General features: G+C 61.6%; 19 protein-coding genes. 9 read left to right on the top strand and 10 right to left on the bottom strand.

All coding sequences use genetic code 11. The annotated features are described in order from the left end of the window. Nucleotides 1–48 precede the first annotated feature (48 nt). From AC1DSF_RS06310 to AC1DSF_RS06295, 4 genes are read right to left on the bottom strand one after another with little or no spacing between them, the layout of a single operon-like run. The gene (locus AC1DSF_RS06310; protein ID WP_478126746.1) at nt 49–747 is read right to left on the bottom strand and encodes an HD domain-containing protein; all 699 of its coding nucleotides are present in this window, start codon (nt 745–747) and stop codon (nt 49–51) included. Further along, a complete protein-coding gene (locus tag AC1DSF_RS06305) occupies nt 747–1,229 on the bottom strand; it encodes a carboxymuconolactone decarboxylase family protein (RefSeq protein WP_478126375.1) in 483 nt (160 codons plus the stop codon). Before AC1DSF_RS06305 ends, AC1DSF_RS06310 begins: the two co-directional genes overlap by 1 nt. Before the next feature lie 20 nt (nt 1,230–1,249). Then, entirely contained in the window at nt 1,250–1,960 is a 711-nt protein-coding gene (locus AC1DSF_RS06300) for a nitroreductase (RefSeq protein WP_478126374.1), read from the bottom strand. 3 nt (nt 1,961–1,963) lie between these two features. After that, complete coding sequence (locus AC1DSF_RS06295) at nt 1,964–2,512, bottom strand: 4-hydroxylaminobenzoate lyase (protein WP_478126373.1); 549 nt, start codon at nt 2,510–2,512, stop codon at nt 1,964–1,966. A gap of 116 nt (nt 2,513–2,628) precedes the next feature. Here AC1DSF_RS06295 and AC1DSF_RS06290 point away from each other — a divergent pair, with 116 nt between their 5' ends. Continuing rightward, complete coding sequence (locus AC1DSF_RS06290; protein WP_478126372.1) at nt 2,629–3,609, top strand: LysR family transcriptional regulator; 981 nt, start codon at nt 2,629–2,631, stop codon at nt 3,607–3,609. A 101-nt stretch (nt 3,610–3,710) separates the two neighbouring features. Here the strand turns inward: AC1DSF_RS06290 and AC1DSF_RS06285 are convergent, their stop codons facing one another. Then, entirely contained in the window at nt 3,711–4,358 is a 648-nt protein-coding gene (locus tag AC1DSF_RS06285) for an FMN-dependent NADH-azoreductase (RefSeq protein WP_478126371.1), read from the bottom strand. Between the two features lie 130 nt (nt 4,359–4,488). Between AC1DSF_RS06285 and AC1DSF_RS06280 the strand changes: the two genes are divergently transcribed. The 8 genes from AC1DSF_RS06280 to AC1DSF_RS06245 all read left to right on the top strand — a co-directional run bounded on the left by AC1DSF_RS06280 (nt 4,489) and on the right by AC1DSF_RS06245 (nt 11,977). Beyond that, the gene (locus AC1DSF_RS06280) at nt 4,489–5,406 is read left to right on the top strand and encodes a LysR family transcriptional regulator (RefSeq protein ID WP_478126370.1); all 918 of its coding nucleotides are present in this window, start codon (nt 4,489–4,491) and stop codon (nt 5,404–5,406) included. A 122-nt stretch (nt 5,407–5,528) separates the two neighbouring features. Then, nucleotides 5,529–6,107 carry an RBBP9/YdeN family alpha/beta hydrolase gene (locus AC1DSF_RS06275; protein ID WP_478126369.1) on the top strand — a complete coding sequence of 193 codons (579 nt, stop codon included), beginning with the start codon at nt 5,529–5,531 and terminating at the stop codon, nt 6,105–6,107. Then, entirely contained in the window at nt 6,104–7,108 is a 1,005-nt protein-coding gene (locus AC1DSF_RS06270) for a sulfate ABC transporter substrate-binding protein (RefSeq protein ID WP_478126368.1), read from the top strand. Before AC1DSF_RS06275 ends, AC1DSF_RS06270 begins: the two co-directional genes overlap by 4 nt. After that, the gene (gene cysT / locus AC1DSF_RS06265) at nt 7,109–8,002 is read left to right on the top strand and encodes a sulfate ABC transporter permease subunit CysT (protein WP_478126367.1); all 894 of its coding nucleotides are present in this window, start codon (nt 7,109–7,111) and stop codon (nt 8,000–8,002) included. After that, nucleotides 7,999–8,889, top strand: a complete 891-nt coding sequence (gene cysW, locus AC1DSF_RS06260) for a sulfate ABC transporter permease subunit CysW (RefSeq protein ID WP_478126366.1) — start codon at nt 7,999–8,001, stop codon at nt 8,887–8,889. Before cysT ends, cysW begins: the two co-directional genes overlap by 4 nt. A 167-nt stretch (nt 8,890–9,056) precedes the next feature. Next, a complete protein-coding gene (locus tag AC1DSF_RS06255) occupies nt 9,057–10,151 on the top strand; it encodes a sulfate/molybdate ABC transporter ATP-binding protein (RefSeq protein ID WP_478126365.1) in 1,095 nt (364 codons plus the stop codon). Further along, the gene (locus AC1DSF_RS06250) at nt 10,148–10,660 is read left to right on the top strand and encodes a disulfide bond formation protein B (RefSeq protein ID WP_478126364.1); all 513 of its coding nucleotides are present in this window, start codon (nt 10,148–10,150) and stop codon (nt 10,658–10,660) included. Before AC1DSF_RS06255 ends, AC1DSF_RS06250 begins: the two co-directional genes overlap by 4 nt. A 288-nt stretch (nt 10,661–10,948) precedes the next feature. Continuing rightward, on the top strand, nt 10,949–11,977 hold the full coding sequence (locus tag AC1DSF_RS06245; protein ID WP_478126363.1) for an AraC family transcriptional regulator: 1,029 nt from the start codon (nt 10,949–10,951) through the stop codon (nt 11,975–11,977). A 109-nt stretch (nt 11,978–12,086) separates the two neighbouring features. Here the strand turns inward: AC1DSF_RS06245 and AC1DSF_RS06240 are convergent, their stop codons facing one another. From AC1DSF_RS06240 to AC1DSF_RS06220, 5 genes are all read right to left on the bottom strand, one after another. Beyond that, a complete protein-coding gene (locus AC1DSF_RS06240; protein WP_478126362.1) occupies nt 12,087–12,443 on the bottom strand; it encodes a LysR family transcriptional regulator in 357 nt (118 codons plus the stop codon). Nucleotides 12,444–12,608: 165 nt separating this feature from the next. Further along, nucleotides 12,609–13,772 carry a porin gene (locus tag AC1DSF_RS06235; RefSeq protein WP_478126361.1) on the bottom strand — a complete coding sequence of 388 codons (1,164 nt, stop codon included), beginning with the start codon at nt 13,770–13,772 and terminating at the stop codon, nt 12,609–12,611. A gap of 290 nt (nt 13,773–14,062) precedes the next feature. Further along, complete coding sequence (locus tag AC1DSF_RS06230; protein ID WP_478182469.1) at nt 14,063–14,755, bottom strand: P-loop NTPase family protein; 693 nt, start codon at nt 14,753–14,755, stop codon at nt 14,063–14,065. Continuing rightward, the gene (locus tag AC1DSF_RS06225) at nt 14,752–15,867 is read right to left on the bottom strand and encodes an esterase/lipase family protein (protein ID WP_478182468.1); all 1,116 of its coding nucleotides are present in this window, start codon (nt 15,865–15,867) and stop codon (nt 14,752–14,754) included. Before AC1DSF_RS06225 ends, AC1DSF_RS06230 begins: the two co-directional genes overlap by 4 nt. Nucleotides 15,868–15,951: 84 nt before the next feature. Continuing rightward, nucleotides 15,952–16,722, bottom strand: coding sequence for a hypothetical protein (locus AC1DSF_RS06220; RefSeq protein WP_478182467.1), 771 nt, complete (start codon nt 16,720–16,722; stop codon nt 15,952–15,954). Nucleotides 16,723–16,755: the final 33 nt, after the last annotated feature.

Genomic DNA, 16,755 nt, shown 5'->3' with positions numbered 1-16,755 from the left:
CGCGCGCTATGACTGTTCATCCGTTGTCCCATCCTTCGTTGCGATGGCCTAGTGACCGCAGCTTCCCAGATGGTCGTGGGCGGATGAACAACCTGTTGGGACATTTCGGCTGTTCCAGCTTGATGCAAGGATGACGCTGCACATATCAACCCGCCGAAACTGTGGATCCTTGAACGCCAGGACGTCATCGTTGAAGGTTCCGAAAGTGCTGTCGGGGCGGTGCTTCATGCCCTGGTAGAAGGCGTCGATGATTCCCTGATTGAAGTCAGTTTCTCGGGGAAAGGCGGCGACAACGGCCTCCCGCTGAGCGTTGGTATATTGGTCATAGCCGCGGCCGGCTACATCCATGCCAGCCCCCGCCTGCACCAATGCGATCTCCGGACGCATGAATTGCGGTATGCCAGGCGTTGTGTGGAGAGCGACGGCGTTCCAAACCGTCTCGATATCGCTATCGGCGATGCCGTGCCCCCGAAGAAATTCACGCGCGGCATTCGCGCCATCCACTTCAAAGCGTAGCTGACTATTTTTATAGCGTGCGGTGAGGCCAATGTCGTGGAACATGGAAGCCGCGTAAAGCAGTTCAGGATCGAATTTCAATCCTGTTCGGTTTCCTGCCAAGACTCCCCAGCAATAAACTCGGACCGAGTGGTGGAAGAGCAAATCACTCTCGGTATCGCGAATGAGCTGAGTCAGTTCGCGCGCGAGTTTGCTGTCCGGGATACGCACCCCTGATATTTCCTTAAGCATCATGACTCTCTCCTGGCGTTGACTACCTGTTTTGGAATGACCGCCATAGGGGTGTTGCGGAAACTGATCGCCATGCGGTTGTAGGTATTCATCAGCCCGATGGCAATGGTCAGGTCCACTAGCTCCCGCTCGTCAAAGACGGTGCGAGCAGCTTGGTAGTCGCTGTCGGGGACCCCGGTCTCCGCCACGCGTGTCACCGATTCAGCCCAAGCCAGCGCGGCACGTTCCCGCTCGTCAAAGAGGGCACCTGCCTCTCTCCATGCTTGCAGCAGTGCGAGCTTTTCGATTGCCTGCCCCTTCTTCAACAGGTCACGCGTGTGCATGTCCAAGCAGTAGGCGCAGTTGTTGATCTGCGAAACACGCAAGTACACCAGATCCACCAGAACCGGTGAAAGACCGCTCTGCGAGATGTACCCGTACACGTTGCCAAGTGCCTTGATGCCCGTTGGGGCGACTTCGTTGTAGTCGATTCGATTGCTCATGGTCATGGTTCTGCTGATCTTCAGGCCGGGAAACCGAGAAGTCGCGCGAAATCGTGCCTGCGTTCCCGAGGCATGCTTGCTTGATTCACCGGGGCCTCCAGATCGCCGTATCCCATGGACATGCCGAAGGCGGTTACTTCCTCCGGGGGCATCGCAAGATGGGATGCGATCTGGTCATGAAACTGCGCAAATGCGACCTGCGGGCAGGTGTCGACGCCACGTGCTTTCGCGGCGATCATCACGTTCTGCGCGAAGAGGCCGAGGTCGATCCAGCTGTGTGCCTTCAGTCTGCGGTCGATGCTGAAAATGAGACCGACCGGGGCGCCAAAAAATGAGAAGTTTCGCTCGGTTTGGCGCATGCGCGCCGAAGCATCGTTGCGATCAATCTTGAGGGAGGCGTAGTACCGCGCGCCGAAGTCAAGCAACCTCGTACGGAATACATCCGGCAACGGTTCGGGGAAGTGCGTCGGCGCCGGTGCGGTTCCGGCACGAAACGCTGCGACCAACGCATTTGCCAGCTGCTCCTTGGCCACGCCGCTGACCACATGCACCCGCCAGGGCTGGATGTTGCCACCGCTTGGGGCAGTTGCTGCATCCTCCAAGATCGCTTCCACAAGCGTGCGGCGCAAAGGCTCCGGCTTGAATGCACGAACCGCTCGGCGCGAATGCATGACGGAGGAGACGCATTTCGCAATGGTCTCCTGGGACCATTCAGTTGCCGTCTGGACCATGGTTCACCCCTGCAGCGGCGCGTCGTGATACGAAATCCGTCCGGAGGGGAGGAAGAACAGCGCAATCACGGCGCCGCCCTTTGCTTCCGGATAGTGGTGACTGCCCGGCGGCGGTGCGGTCCAGCCACCAAAGCACCAGCCATTCGGCCCCTTCAATGCGGCGCCGGAATTGAGCGGAATGACCATGTTGATCTCGCCATAGGGATGGCCGTGGTACTGCCCGAGGAAGTGATGATCAGGATGACCCTGCTGATTCCCTGTGCTGTCCATGTATACGGCTGTGATGCTGAAGTGCAGTGTGCGCTCCGAGGGCTCCGCGATGCGGCTGCGGCGGTAAGCCTGACCGTCGATCGGGACGTTCGCTGCCCAGCCGTCTTGCACGCCCTTCAACACCAAGTGAGCCAGGGTCCGATAGAGCTCGCTGTCAGCCCCGTACTTCTGGTTCAACCAGTTTTCGACCGCGGCTCCGGCGGTCATGTCCTTCACTTCTTCGAGGAAGGGGATGCAGCGCTCGATGAGCGCCTGTCTGTCCTGAATGTTTGTTTCGGTCATCGTGGTCTCGCCTTTGCGGAATGCCTGGACACGATCATGGGCGAAACTCGAACTGAATGGAAACGATAGATCTGCAGTTCCATAATGAACGCAATTCAACTGCAGGAGGTGAAGTCGTGAGCATTGGTCGCATGGACCTCAACCTGTTGAAGGTGTTCGAGGCCGTCTACGAGGACCGCAATCTGCTAGTGGCGGGTAAGCGCCTCAATCTGACGCCATCGGCGGTTAGCCATGCGCTCAGGAGGCTGCGCGAACTTGTGGGCGACGAGCTTTTTATGCGTACGGGGAAAGGCATGGTGCCGACCGGCCGTGCAACGGCGATGGCGCCGGGCCTGCGGGACTCATTGCGCCAGATCGAGGCTATCGTGGGAGTGGAGCCGTTTTCACCCGAAACATCCAAGCGGCGTTTCGTCATTGCGGCGAACGACCACGTGACCGAGGTGATTGTTGTGCCCTTGTCCCGAGAACTGCAAGAAATTGCTCCGCATATCGATCTCGTCATCCGTCCGTCCACGCGACTGGACTTGGCTGAGCAGATTGACTTGGGGCGCATCGACCTGGCTATTGGCATTTTTTCGCAGGTGCCGTCGCGACTCAACTCTCAAACGTTGTTGTCCCAGGGAGAGGCGATCTTGATGCGCAAGGGACACCCCGCCTCCCGCCGGAAACTCACGCTCCAGGATTTGACGAAGTACCCGCTGGTCACCCTGTCCGTCGGAGGACAGGAGGAGGGCGCAGTGGGAGGGTTTATCGTTGAACGTGGCCTCGCACGCCAGTCGGAAATGTTTGACCGGCATGCGTTGGAAGAGGCACTCATTGAATCGAAGGAGGGGCCGCGGGTGAGAATCACCGTCCCCCACGCGCTCGCCATTCCCGCGCTGCTTCGTGACACTTCAATGCTGTCCATCGTGCCCGCGTCTCTGGCAGTGGCTCTCACGAAGCGCGAAGACCTTATTCGCCGACCGCCGCCCTACCAAGCTCGACCATCGACCATGCGTGCGATCTGGCATGGCCGCGACGAGCATGACGTGGGTCACGCTTGGCTGCGCGAGAAGGTAGCGAAAGCGGCTCGAACCACTGAGAAGGCGCTCGCATAGCTGGCCTACGTGTCCGCAAACCGGCTCTGCGCGTTGGCGCACCTCTCAAATCTGCCAATTCGGGTGGTGCGCACCCAGAGGTGCGCGAGCCAGTGTGTGGCTTACGCGGCCAGCGTTGCGACGTCCTGATTGGCAGCCTTGCCTGTCGCTCCGCCAATATTTGCGCGTGCAGCGGCGATCGCAGCCGACTTTGCAGCATCGCCCATGGCAAGTCCTTCGGCGCGCACGATGCGCACATCGGTAATTCCGAAGAAGCCGAAAATGACCTTCAGGTAGCTCTCCTGGTGCTCCATCGCCTGGCCGCCGTCGCTGGTCGAGTACATGCCGCCGCGCGTCGAAGCGACGATCACGGTCTTGCCGGTTGCGAGGCCGACTGGGCCCTTGTCGGTGTACTTGAAGGTGCGGCCGGCTTGAGCCAGACGGTCGATCCACGCCTTGAGTTGGGTCGGCACCGTGAAGTTGTAGAGCGGAGCGCCGATCACGATGACATCCGCAGCCAGGAATTGCGTCACGAGGCGCTCGGAAACTTCGTTTTCGCGGCGCTGCGCTTCGGTGGGTTCAGCCTGAACGCCGACCTTGATGCCGAGCGCATCGGCGCTGAAGTGGTTGGGGGTGTCCACGGCCAGGTCGAGGTACTCGACGGTAGTGTGGGAGTGGGCCTTGCGCCAGTCGGCCACGATTTCGGCACTCAGTTGACGCGAAACGGAGTTGGTGCCCAGGACACTGGAGTCGACGTGCAGCAGTTTCATGATCGATAGTCTTTCTTGAACAGTGCCGGCGCTGAAATCGGTCGGCGTGAGTAGGATTCTATTTTTGTGGCGATTGGCTGATAAGTAAGTAAAAATGGCCCAGTTCGTTCCAAAAATAGGACAGTGGATCATGCAAGACCTGAACGACATGGTGTTCTTTGCCGAAGTGGCGGAGCGCGGCGGCTTTGCAGCTGCCAGCCGCGCGCTTGGCATTCCAAAGTCGCGGCTTTCGCGCCGCGTCGCCGATCTGGAGGCCCAACTCGGCGTCCAACTCATGCAGCGCAGCACCCGGCGCCTATCCCTCACGTCTGCCGGCGAGATCTACCTGAAGCATTGCGCTGCCATGCGCGATGCGGCGCAAGCGGCGGCGGAGGCGGTGGCGCAAGCCCAGACGGAGCCGCGCGGAACGGTCCGCTTGAGCTGCCCCGTGACCTTGGCGCAGAGCAGCGTGGGGCCTTTGCTACCGCGTTTCATGGCGCTTTATCCCGCAGTGCGCGTGGAGATGCGTGTGCTGAACCGGCCGGTCGACCTGGTCGAGGAGGGCGTCGACCTGGCGCTGCGCGTGCGACCCGAGGTCGAGGACAGCACAACACTTGTAGCCAAGATTTTCGGAATCAGCCGCGGCATCCTGGTCGGCAATCCAGAACAGATCCGGCAGCAGGGGCCCGTGTCGGCGCCAGCGGACTTGTCGAAGCTCGACACCGTTTCGATGTCGACTGGCGATGGTCGTGCCAACTGGCGCCTCGAAGGGCCGAGTGGCAAGGTGACCGTTCATTCGCATGTGCCGCGCTACGTGGCCGACGACCTGCTTACGCTCAAGTTCGCCGTGGTGCAAGGCACCGGAGTCTCAGTTCTGCCTGACTACATGTGCCGCAGCGAACTGAAAGCAGGAAAGCTGGTTGAGGTGCTGCCGGGCTGGGGGCCGGCTCCGGGCATCACGCACATGATGTTCCCCGCCCGGCGCGCGTTGGTCCCGGCGGTGCGCCGGCTGATCGATTTCCTCGTGGAAAACCTCGACAGCGATGAGCCGCACGATCTTGCCGGGTGAGTTCCACCGCTTTTCCTTATGCGCAAAACACCATATTCAAACAAGCAGATATTCGTTTGTCTTTGAAGCGATGCTTCGCAGAATCCGGGGCTGCCCACCAACGCCTCCAACGTATTCTCCGTGTGACAAAACAAACCATCGTGATCGTGCCGGGCTGGCGTGACTCCGGTCCGGGCCACTGGCAAAGCCTGTGGGCCGAGCGGATGCAAGGCGCAGTTCGAGTGACGCAGGATGACTGGATCACGCCGACACGTGCGGCGTGGGTCGCTGCACTCGAAAAGCTTGTGCTCGAGAGTCCCACGCCGGTCGTCATCGCCGCACACAGCCTGGGCTGCATTGCGACGGCACACCTCTGCGAAGCCGCGGCCGCTCGCATCAGCGGCGCGCTGCTGGTGGCGCCGGCGGACCCCGAGCGCCGTGCCGTCTTGTCCGATTTCGCGCCGGTCCCTCACGCCAAGCTGCCCTATCGAAGCATCGTCGTCGCGAGCAGCAACGACCCCTTTTGCCCCGTGCGTTTGGCGGGTGCTTATGCTCGCGCTTGGGGAAGCGAATTCGTTCGGATGCAGAATGCCGGCCACATCAACATCGAATCCGGGCATGGGGACTGGCCGCTGGGCCTCGCTCTGCTCCAATCCTTGACGGACGAGCCGACCACTCTGATGGACGGCCGTCGAAATTTCGAACCTTTGGCAACTCTATGACTTCCAGAATCAAGACGATCCTCGGCGCGCTGGTGCTCGCCGCCGCCGGCGCTGCGTCCGCGCAACCGACCTCGCTTCTCAATGTCTCGTACGACGTGGCGCGCGAGTTCTACAAGGACTACAACGCCGCCTTCGTTGCGAACTACAAGAAGACCACCGGCAAGGACGTCAAGATCGACCAGTCGCATGCGGGCTCCAGCGCGCAAGCTCGCGCCGTTGCGGATGGGCTGGACGCCGATGTGGTCACAATGAACACCAGCACCGACATCGAATTCCTCGCCAACGCTGGCGTGGTCGCAAAGGACTGGGCCAAGCGTTTCCCGTACAACGCGTCGCCGACCACGTCGACGATGCTGTTCCTCACGCGCAACGGCAATCCCAAAGGCATCAAGGATTGGGACGATTTGATCAAGCCCGGCGTTCAGGTCGTGATCGTCAACCCCAAGACCGGCGGCAATGGCCGCTACGCCTATCTCGCCGCGTGGGGCTACGTGAAGAAGAAGGGAGGCACCGACGCCCAGGCGGCCGAGTTCGTCGGCAAGCTCTTCAAGAACGTGCCGGTGCTCGCGCGCGGCGGCCGCGATGCGACGACCGCCTTCCTGCAACGAAACATAGGCGACGTGCTGATCACCTTCGAATCCGAAGTGGTCTCCATCGACCGCGAATTCGGCGCAGGCAAGGCACAGGCCGTGTATCCGTCCATCAGCATCCTGGCCGAGAACCCCGTCGCTGTCGTCGAGCGCACGACCGCAAAGCGCGGCTCCGGCGAGCTTGCCAAGGCATATCTCGAGTACCTCTACTCGGACGAGGCGCAGGAAATCGCGGCCAAGCATGCGCTTCGCCCGCGTTCCGAAGCGGTGCTCAAGAAGTTCTCCGCGACCTTCAAACCGCTGCAACTCTTCACCGTGCAGGAACTGTTCGGCAGCCTGAGCGAAGCGCAGAAGGTGCACTTCAACGACGGCGGGCAGTTCGACCGGCTGTACACGCCCGGCGGCAAATAAATGAGCGGTGCCGTGTCTTCGGCGCTGCCGTCCTCGGCGGCGCCGCTTGCGCGTGCGGGTGGCACAGGTGTATCTCGGCGCGTGCTGCCGGGCTTTCACCTCACGCTCGGCTATGCGCTGCTCTACCTGAGCCTGATCGTCCTGATTCCGCTTTCGGCGCTGGTTTTCAAGACCTTCACGCTCACCTGGGACCAGTTCTGGGTCGCGGTCACAGCACCTCGTGTGATGGCGTCGTATCGCCTGACCTTTGGCGCATCGCTGATTGCCGCGCTGGTCAACCTGGTGTTCGGGTTGCTGGTCGCCTGGGTGCTCGTTCGCTACAAGTTTCCCGGCAAGCGGATCGTGGACGCGCTCGTCGACCTTCCTTTCGCATTGCCGACGGCGGTCGCCGGCATCTCGCTGACCGCGCTACTTGCCGGCAATGGCTGGATCGGCCAATACCTCGAACCGCTCGGCATCAAGGTGGCCTTCACCCCGACCGGCATCGTGATTGCGCTGATCTTCATTGGTCTGCCTTTCGTGGTCCGGACCGTCCAGCCGGTGCTCGAAGACACTGAAAAAGAACTTGAAGAAGCCGCCACGAGCCTCGGCGCAACGCGCCTGCAGACCTTCACGAAGGTGATCCTGCCTTCGATCGCGCCGGCGCTGCTGACGGGTTTCGCGATGGCGTTTGCGCGCGCCATCGGTGAATACGGCTCCGTGATCTTCATTGCCGGAAACATGCCGATGATCTCGGAGATCACGCCGCTGATCATCATCGGCAAGCTCGAACAATACGACTTCGGCGGTGCGACCGCGGTGGCGCTGGTGATGCTGGTGATTTCGTTCGTGCTGCTGCTGGTCATCAACGGCCTGCAAGCGTGGCAGCGGCGCCGCGCGGGGAGTTCGTCATGAGCGCGCGTTCCACCACCGTTCGCCGCGCGCAGGCCGGAACGACCGAATCCGCATGGGTGCGCCGAACGCTCATCGGCATCGCGATGCTGTTCATGCTGCTGTTCCTGGTGCTGCCGCTGGCCGCCGTCGCCACCGAAGCACTGCGCAAGGGCTTCGAGGCCTACCTCGATGCGTTGAAGGAGCCCGATGCGTGGAGCGCCATCCGCCTCACCTTGCTGACAGCCGCCATTGCCGTGCCGATGAACCTCGTGTTCGGGGTCGCGGCCGCATGGGCCATCGCCAAGTTCGAGTTTCGCGGGAAGGCATTTCTCACCACGTTGGTCGATCTGCCGTTTGCCGTGTCGCCCGTGGTCGCCGGCTTGATCTACGTGCTGATCTTCGGCGCGCAGGGCTGGTTCGGACCTTGGCTTGCAGCGCACGACATCAAGATTATCTTCGCCGTGCCCGGCATCGTGCTGGCGACGGTTTTCGTGACCTTTCCGTTCATCGCGCGCGAACTGATCCCTCTGATGCAGGCGCAGGGCACGGAAGAAGAGCAGGCCGCCATCGTGCTGGGTGCGACCGGCTGGCAGACCTTCTGGCGCGTGACGCTGCCCAACATCAAGTGGGGCCTGATCTACGGCGTGATCTTGTGCAATGCGCGTGCGATGGGCGAGTTCGGCGCCGTGTCGGTCGTGTCGGGTCACATCCGCGGCCAGACCAACACGATGCCGCTGCATGTGGAAGTGCTCTACAACGAATACCAGTCCGTCGCCGCCTTCGCGGTGGCATCGCTGCTGGCCATCCTGGCTTTGGTCACGCTGGTGATCAAGTCCTTCGTCGAATGGCGGCACGAGCGTGAAATGAAGGCCATCGCCGACCTGCCGCCAGAGCGGCCCCGGACATGAAGCTCGCCCCCAGGTTGCCCGCACTTCGTGTCGGGCGCCCATCCCCTGCCGGGGGCAACACCGGCGGCCCGGCGAAGCCGGTTCCGCGGTGTTCCTGGCTTGGGGACTATGGCAGTTTCATCGGGTGGCGCGGCCACGCAGTCGGTGGAAAGTGAAGGAGAGGAAACATGAGTATTGAAATTCGCAACGTCAACAAGGCCTTCGGCGACTTCCAGGCCTTGCGGAATGTGAGCCTCGACGTCTCGTCGGGCGAATTGGTCGCGTTGCTCGGCCCCTCGGGCTGCGGCAAGACCACGTTGCTGCGCATCATCGCGGGACTGGAAACGGCCGACGCGGGCAGCATTCTCTTTTCGGGCGAAGACACGACCGATGTGCACGTGCGCGAGCGGCAGGTGGGGTTCGTGTTCCAGCACTACGCGCTGTTCCGGCACATGACGGTGTTCGAGAACGTGGCGTTCGGTCTACGTGTGAAGCCGCGCAGTGCGCGTCCTAGCGAAGCGCAGATCAAGGCCAAGGTGCATGAGCTTTTGAAGCTGGTGCAACTCGACTGGCTGGCCGATCGCTATCCCGCTCAGCTGTCGGGCGGCCAGCGCCAGCGCATCGCCCTGGCGCGTGCGCTTGCAGTCGAGCCCAAGGTGTTGCTGCTCGACGAGCCTTTTGGCGCGCTCGATGCCAAGGTGCGCAAGGAACTGCGCCGGTGGCTTCGGCGCTTGCACGACGAACTGCACGTCACCAGCATCTTCGTCACGCACGACCAGGAAGAGGCGCTCGAAGTCGCCGACCGGGTGGTGCTGATGAACAGCGGGCAGGTCGAACAAGTCGGCTCTCCGCAAGACGTGTGGGACCATCCGGCGAGTCCGTTCGTCTACGGCTTCCTCGGTGACGTGAACCTCTTCCACGGGCGCGCTCACGAGGGCGAGGTGCACGTCGAAGGCATCCGCATCGACTCCCCGGAAAACAGCGAGCTCCGGAACGGAAAGGCACTGGCCTACGTGCGGCCGCATGACCTCGAGGTCAGGCGCTATGCGCCCGGTGCGACCGGAATCGTCGCAACGTTGACTCGCGCGATCGTGGTCGGCCCCATTGCGCGGCTGGAACTCGAACCCACCGAATCGAATCCAGATAATCCGGGCTCCGGAACCATTATCGAAGCGCAACTCCCTGCGCAACAGTTCCGGGACCTGGGTCTGCACGAGGGCGACACCGTTGTCGCCACGCCGCGCAAGGCCCGGGTGTTCGTAGAGGACTGGGTTTCACCATGATCGACTGGTATTTCGGCGCGCCTCGGCGTGCCCTGGCTTTGATTTGCGCCGCATGTGTGGCGATGCTTGCATTTGGCATGTATCTGCAGCACGTGGTCGGGCTCGAACCTTGCCCCATGTGCATCGTGCAGCGGTACGCGCTGGTGCTGGTGGCGGTATTCGCGGGGCTGGCCTCACTGAGCCGCCGAAAGGGGCTGCAGGTGACGGGCTCGCTGCTCGGGCTGATCATGGCTGTGGGCGGCGCATACACCGCCGCGCGCCAGAGCTGGCTGCAATGGCATCCGCCGGAAGTCGTGACGTGCGGCCGCGACATCTACGGGATGATCGAGACTTTTCCTCTCCAGCGCGCGCTGCCCATGATCTTTCGCGGGGCCGGTGATTGTTCGAAAGTCGATTGGACGCTGCTGGGGCTGTCGTTGGCCAACTGGTCTTTCATTGCATTCACCGTGTTGGGACTGCTGTTGATCGCTCTGATGTTCCGCCGCGGAGCCTCCAACAACGTGCGCTGATTCCAGCGCACGGCCAAACATATCGCGCGCCATGCAATGTGGCGCGCGGAGTGCGTCAATCATTGCACTCCGATTGAAGTTCTGGACCTTTCTGGACCTTTCTGGACCTTTCTGGACCAGCTTCGCGATCCTTCTCGGCCATTTGAAGGCCAAACAAAGAGACGCGGAGAGTAGATTTGGCGCGGTCGGCTCCGACTGCGATTTGAAGATCCCTCCAAGTCGAATGCATTGCCCTTTCTGACATGGGCACCTCGCGCACGGACTCGCCGATGCAATCCACGATCGACTATGAATCCCAAGGCCGAGGTCTCCATTCCGTTTGCGCATCCCGTCTATGTTCGAAGCGTGCTCGACTGCCTCAACAGCCGTGGCGTGTCGCCATCTACAGTGCTCTCAAACGCGGGTTTGGCATGGCAGGACCTCTGCGACGGGCAGGACATGGTGGACTTCTCGGTCTTTCGCCGCTTCGTCGCGCAAGCGGTGCTGTGCAGCGGAGAGCCGGCCTTGGGCCTGATGGCCGGCTCGATGATCCAGCCCTATCACAGCCCTGTCGGCATCGCCGCCGTGACGAGCGAAAGTCTCGGCCAAGGCCTTGAATTTGTGAGCCGACATGCCGGGCAGATCTTCGGTGGTGTGGAGTTCCAGATGGAAAACGGGCGCCAATGGAGCATCCTCAAGGTCAGGCCGTCGCGTCCGTTGTGCGAGACCCACGTCTTCGTTACGCAGTCCATCGTTGGCGCGCACTGCAGACTGCTGGAGGCAATGTTGGGGCGGCCCGCTGACGAACTCACGGTGGGGTTGCCTTACCCCCGGCCTGCGGGCAACGACGTGCCGTGTCTGCGGTACGTGCGACGGGCGGCATTCGACCAGGAATGCCTGACGTTTCAGTTGCCGACAGAGATGCTTCATTGGCCTTGTACTTCCGCTGATGCAAAGGCATTTGTCGCAGCCGCGGAGGCTTGCGGACGTGCGGCATCGGAACAGGGGCAGGGGGACTTCGTGCAGCGCGTCCGCCGCGCGCTTCTCGAGCGGCTGGCGATCAATCCGGAAGCGGGTGAGTTGGCTGTCGATCTCGGAATCTCCGGGCGAACGCTCGTGCGCAGGCTTGCAGATGCGGGCATCAATTACTCCGATATCAAGGACAACCTGCGCAAAGAGCACGCCGCCTGGTACTTGCAGCACACCGAACTGTCGATGGAAGCCATTGCGTCGCAACTGGGCTATTCAGACCCGACCAGCTTCGGTCGAAAGTTCAAGACCTGGTATCGCGTCGCGCCCAGCAAGATGCGGCAGAGCTTGCGCTCCGCCGCTCATTGATCTGCCGCAGTCCGGCTGAGCTCATGTGAACTGGGCGGCCATGGCGACTGCGCGGCAGCAAGCGTTCGCACGCGCAGTCTGATCAGCCATGACCCATGCGCCCGCTCGTTCAGGCGCCTTGCATGCGCAAGCCTTGCTCCCCGCCGTGGCGCTTTGACTGAGCATCGTTGATGCTGCCGATGTAGGCGATCGAGTCATTGACGTGGGAGAGGATCTCGACGGAGCGGACCTTCAAGGCCATGCCGCATCGCGTCAGTTGAACCTTGCGCGTCGTGCGCTGAATCAATGGTGCTTTCAGCATCGATTCAAGTCGCGTGATGCTTCTGCTGACGCTTGATTTATGAATCTGCAACGCGTCCGCCGCCATCGAGAAGCTGGCATGTGATGCGACGTACGCAAAAACGCGCAAGTCATTGAGGTCCAGGGCTTTGTCTGCGATGTGTTTGGACAGGATACTGTTCGGCATTGAGGCTCCCTTGCCATATCTTTGACCGAACAATCCGCCGTTGGCATGTGCGGGTCGTCGGCTGATGGCTATTGTGAAAATGAAAAGGGCCGCCCGACTCTCGCCGGACAGCCCTCAAGAACTGCCTAAGGATGCTGATATTTTTCAGCTTGCTGTCAGGTGGCGTTAGAAGGCGTGACGGATACCGATGTCGTAACCGGTGGAGGATTTCGGCACGGTCCAGACGCCGTCAAACACTGCGTTGTAGGCTGGGCCTCCAACTGTGAAGGCAGTTCCGTTCTTGTTGTTCACGCGAGCAACCGTGGTGTACAGAGCTGTGCGCTTCGAAAGGTTGTGCACATAGCCAATCGCGAACTTGTCGGCCTTTGGCTCTTCGCCGAGTTCGATGCCGCGATAACGCACTGACGAGTACGAGGCACGGATAAGACCTGGACCGACGGGGACGGTGGCCCCGAGCAACCAACCCTTCGTGCCGGGATCAGCCAGCAAGCCAAAGCTATCGGTGTCGATTTCGAGCTTGTTGTCAGAGTACTCGCCGAACAACTTGACCGGTCCAAAGTCGTACGAAGTACCCAGGCTCCAGTTGACCGAGTTTGCAGTCAATCCGAGGAAGAAATCGTCCGCCACAGTGCTTTGGCCGTAAGAGAGAGCCACATCCACCGGGCCGTTGGCGTATCCGACGCGACCACCGATATAGCGGCCGGTGCGCTGCGAGTCGGGCACACGAGGGGTCAGAACTGCCGGATCGAACTTTGCGTGTTCGTTGAACGAGTACATGAACTGTCCGTACACACCACCAAGTTTTGGTGGCAGGAAGTAGCCGACCGAGTTGCTGGCGCGCGTGTAGTTTTCGTTGTTCATCGACTGGCCTGCCGACACGATCAGGTTCGTGCCAACGCCATTGGCGCCGAACGGGTCGAACACGGTGTCGTTCCAGTAAGTCGGGGTGTAGTCGCGACCGAGGCGGACTTCACCGAATGCTCCGGCGAGGCTGACCGTCGAGCGACGGTTGAAGCTGAGCCCACCGCCAGTTGCCTTCCCGCTGCCGTCGTCGTTGTTCAGCCCAGCTTCGAGCCAAAAGCTGGCAGCCAAGCCGCCGCCCAGGTCTTCCGTCCCGCGGAAGCCCAGGCGGCTGGAGTTGTAGCCGGAGTTGGTGAGAGCGGTCTGGCTCGTCGTGAGGCTATTGCCCAGGGGGGTCTCTGCCCGGTTCGAGTAGCTGCTCACAGCAGCATCAACCACGCCGAAGAGCGTGACGGAAGACTGTGCCGAGGCAATGCCTGCGCTGGTCAAGGTGGCCAGGGCAGCCAGGGCGACAAAGGATTTTTTCATTCAGGGTTCTCCTAGGTTCAACAAAGGCACCGGTGTGACAGGCTCACCGTGACGGCACGTTTGTGCTCCCCACCGGCCCCCGGGCCAACCTCCCATTGGGAAGTTGAGTCGATTCCATCAGAGGCCCCTCCTTGCGGCAGACGCGCTCCTGCAAGATCGCCCCATAACCCTGCAAGATCGACCCTAGAAGTTGAGATTCGCGTTGTCTGTTTGCGACAAGGCAGGCATGCACCCGCAGCCCTCACGCGAGCGGGCTGGGTCGTTGAAGTGCCTGAGGTCGTGCCGAACGACTAAAGAGGCAGCGTGTCGAATGCCGCGTAGGCTGTCGCCAGCCACGTCTTCACGCGTTGCCGTTCGAGCAGTCCGAGCGCGTGCGGTCCTTCGCGGTCGTTGACCGCCTTCCAGAAGCTCGTGTTGCGCGCATCGATCTTGCGCATGCTGGCATCGTGCAGGCGCGGCAGGGCGATCACGCGCGCGCCATGTGCAGTCGCTTTGCTGAGCGATTGCGAACCGAGCAGCAGTCCGAAATCGTTGCCGCGGCCATAGTTCTGCACCACGATGTAGTTCGGCCGATTGCCGAAGGTGTCGATCAGCGTTCCCAGCAGATCGGTTGAATCCTTCCCGTCGTCCAGCACGTGCCAGAAGTTGACGGCGACGCCGAGTTCGGCGAATACATCGAACAGATCCGACTCCTTGATCCACCGCGAGAGTGGCGCCAGGGTCTGCGCGGCGAGGTCGACGATGACGCTCTGTTGCGGATTGGTTTCGAAGCCGTTCACGACCGTGTCGAGTCCCTCGAAGCTGTCCACCACGATTGGGGACGCAAATCCCTCGTAGAAGCGTGTGAAGGAGCTGTGCGAGCGATCGGTGTCGAATCCGACAAAGGGGCGGCTGTGGTCGATGAAATACTGCGCCAGGACCCGCGCGGTGACCGACTTGCCGACACCGCCTTTTTCGCCGCCGATGAAGTTGAGTGAGCTCATGAGGTTCCTGGACAGGGAGGTGCGAAGCATTCTAGGGGGCCGTCAGATGATTCGACGAGTCGTTCATGCGCTGATTCAGCTTGTCGATCATGGCTTTCGACCGGAGTATCGAACTGTGATCCTCGTGGAACCCGAAGACGAAGTCGGCGCGGCTTTGAATGTCGGGCGGCAGAACGCTCCGCAGGGACACGACCCCATCGTTGCTTCCCCCGTGCGCTCTCCTGGCCGAGCCACGGAGTGGATATCGAGATCAGGTGATGTACCGGCGGCTTGCGGCCTTCGCGCAGGATGATGTTCAGTGCCGCGCGGGTGACCAGTCCACCCATGCTGTGAGCCACGATGACGCTGGTGTCGAAGCCGTAGCGGTAATGCAACTCGTCGATCGCATTGTTCAGCATCATGGCCGAGAGGTTGATCGAGAAGCCGCTCGGGTAATAGAAGACCCAGGGCTGGAATCGGTTGGGGTCGAGCTGATCGATGACTTCTTCCCAATCGCGCGGCGACCCGCCGATGCCGTGGACGAAGATCACCGGCACGCGTTGCGGATCGAAGGGTTCGAGCATGAAGAGTCCGGCCCGGCCTTCGGCAATGAACTGCAAGGGCGCGAACATTCCCTGCCGGACTTTTTGCGGCGAGAAACGCGGTTCGTCGATGGTGGCCCGTGCGCCGAATTCCTCGGTTCGTCGACGCACCAGCTCTGCATATCCGTCTTCGAGAACAGCGGGCAAGTCAATCGCAGGTGCTGCAAATGGGATCTTGATCTGACCGAGCCCTGTCGCGACAGTCGGAGGATCGTTGATGGCATCCAGCGCCAGCGCGGCTCCTCGATAGAGTGCCACCGGCTCGTTGCTCTGGTGCAGCAAGTCGCGATTGACGTCCTCGAAAGCGAGGATGCCGTATTGGCCCGGCGGAGCCGCGAGGTGGTAGACCCCTCGGCTTCGTGGAACAACGTCGATGAAGACGGGCCTCGGATCATCGCCGAGCTTGTAAAGCACGACCACGATGGGGCCGCGAGCCGCTTTCTCGGTTTCGACGATTCCCGTGAAATACACGGCGTCGCCGATCCGCCTCATCTGCCGGTCGGCCGTGATGAGCGCGCAGCCGGCAGTCATGACACAAAACGCCGTCAACAAAGCGATGCGAAGCGTTCGTGAAAGAGTGTGGGCTGTCATCAGGATTTGCTCCGGGCCTCTACCTTAGTTCTTGGGCACCATCGAGAAGAAAGGTCCCAGGCTGCCGAGGAGCCAGTTCTGACTGAAGTCGAGCGCCGCGCGGCGGTATTTTTCGTCCGCTTGTGCGGCCATCAGGTCAAGCCGCGCAACCACTTTCGACAGCTCGCGATCGACCAGCAGATTGCGCCCGTGCTCACTGATTTCCGTGGCAAACAGCAGAGGCTTGCCGTCCACGCCAGTCTTGGAGCCGATGAGCCACAGCGAGATCTCGACGTTGCGGGCCGCGCGAAAACTGTTCTCGGCGTTCACGCCGTCCAGCATGGTCTGCTCCCATGTGTTGCCGTTGGCCTGCTTGAGCAGCGCCGCCCAGCCGACCACGAGAGCCGCGACGCGGTCGCCCTCGTAGGGCTTGGGAGCGGTCTCGAATGCCAGCCGGATGGCGTCGATGCCTGTGGTGCCGTGAAGATCGGGCAGCGGCTGTTCCTGCTGGATTGCATCCCATGTGCGCTGGATGGCTTCGTCCGCGCTGGTCGCCCACTTTTTCCATTCGCGCGGATTGCGCCGGTAGAGCGACAGCTGCACGCGCTTGATCGACTGCACGTTGTCGCGCAGCGCCAGGTTCGCGATGCGGTTGGTTCCGGTCTGGAGCCATTCCTGGTTGTTGTAGGGCTCCGCCCGCTGTGTGGACGAGCAACCGCCAAGTGCGAGGACGACCAGGGCCAGGAGGGCCGCCGTGCAGATTCCAGGCCGCCAGCTATGAGGTTCAAGAGGGGGAAAACGGGGGATCGCGCGCATGGACCGCACGTTATCATCCTGCCCTCGGGTGGC

The organism is Variovorax sp. 01N429 (genome assembly GCF_056399425.1).
Note: the sequence above shows the minus strand (reverse complement) of the source record. Positions and strands in the feature narration are given on the sequence as shown.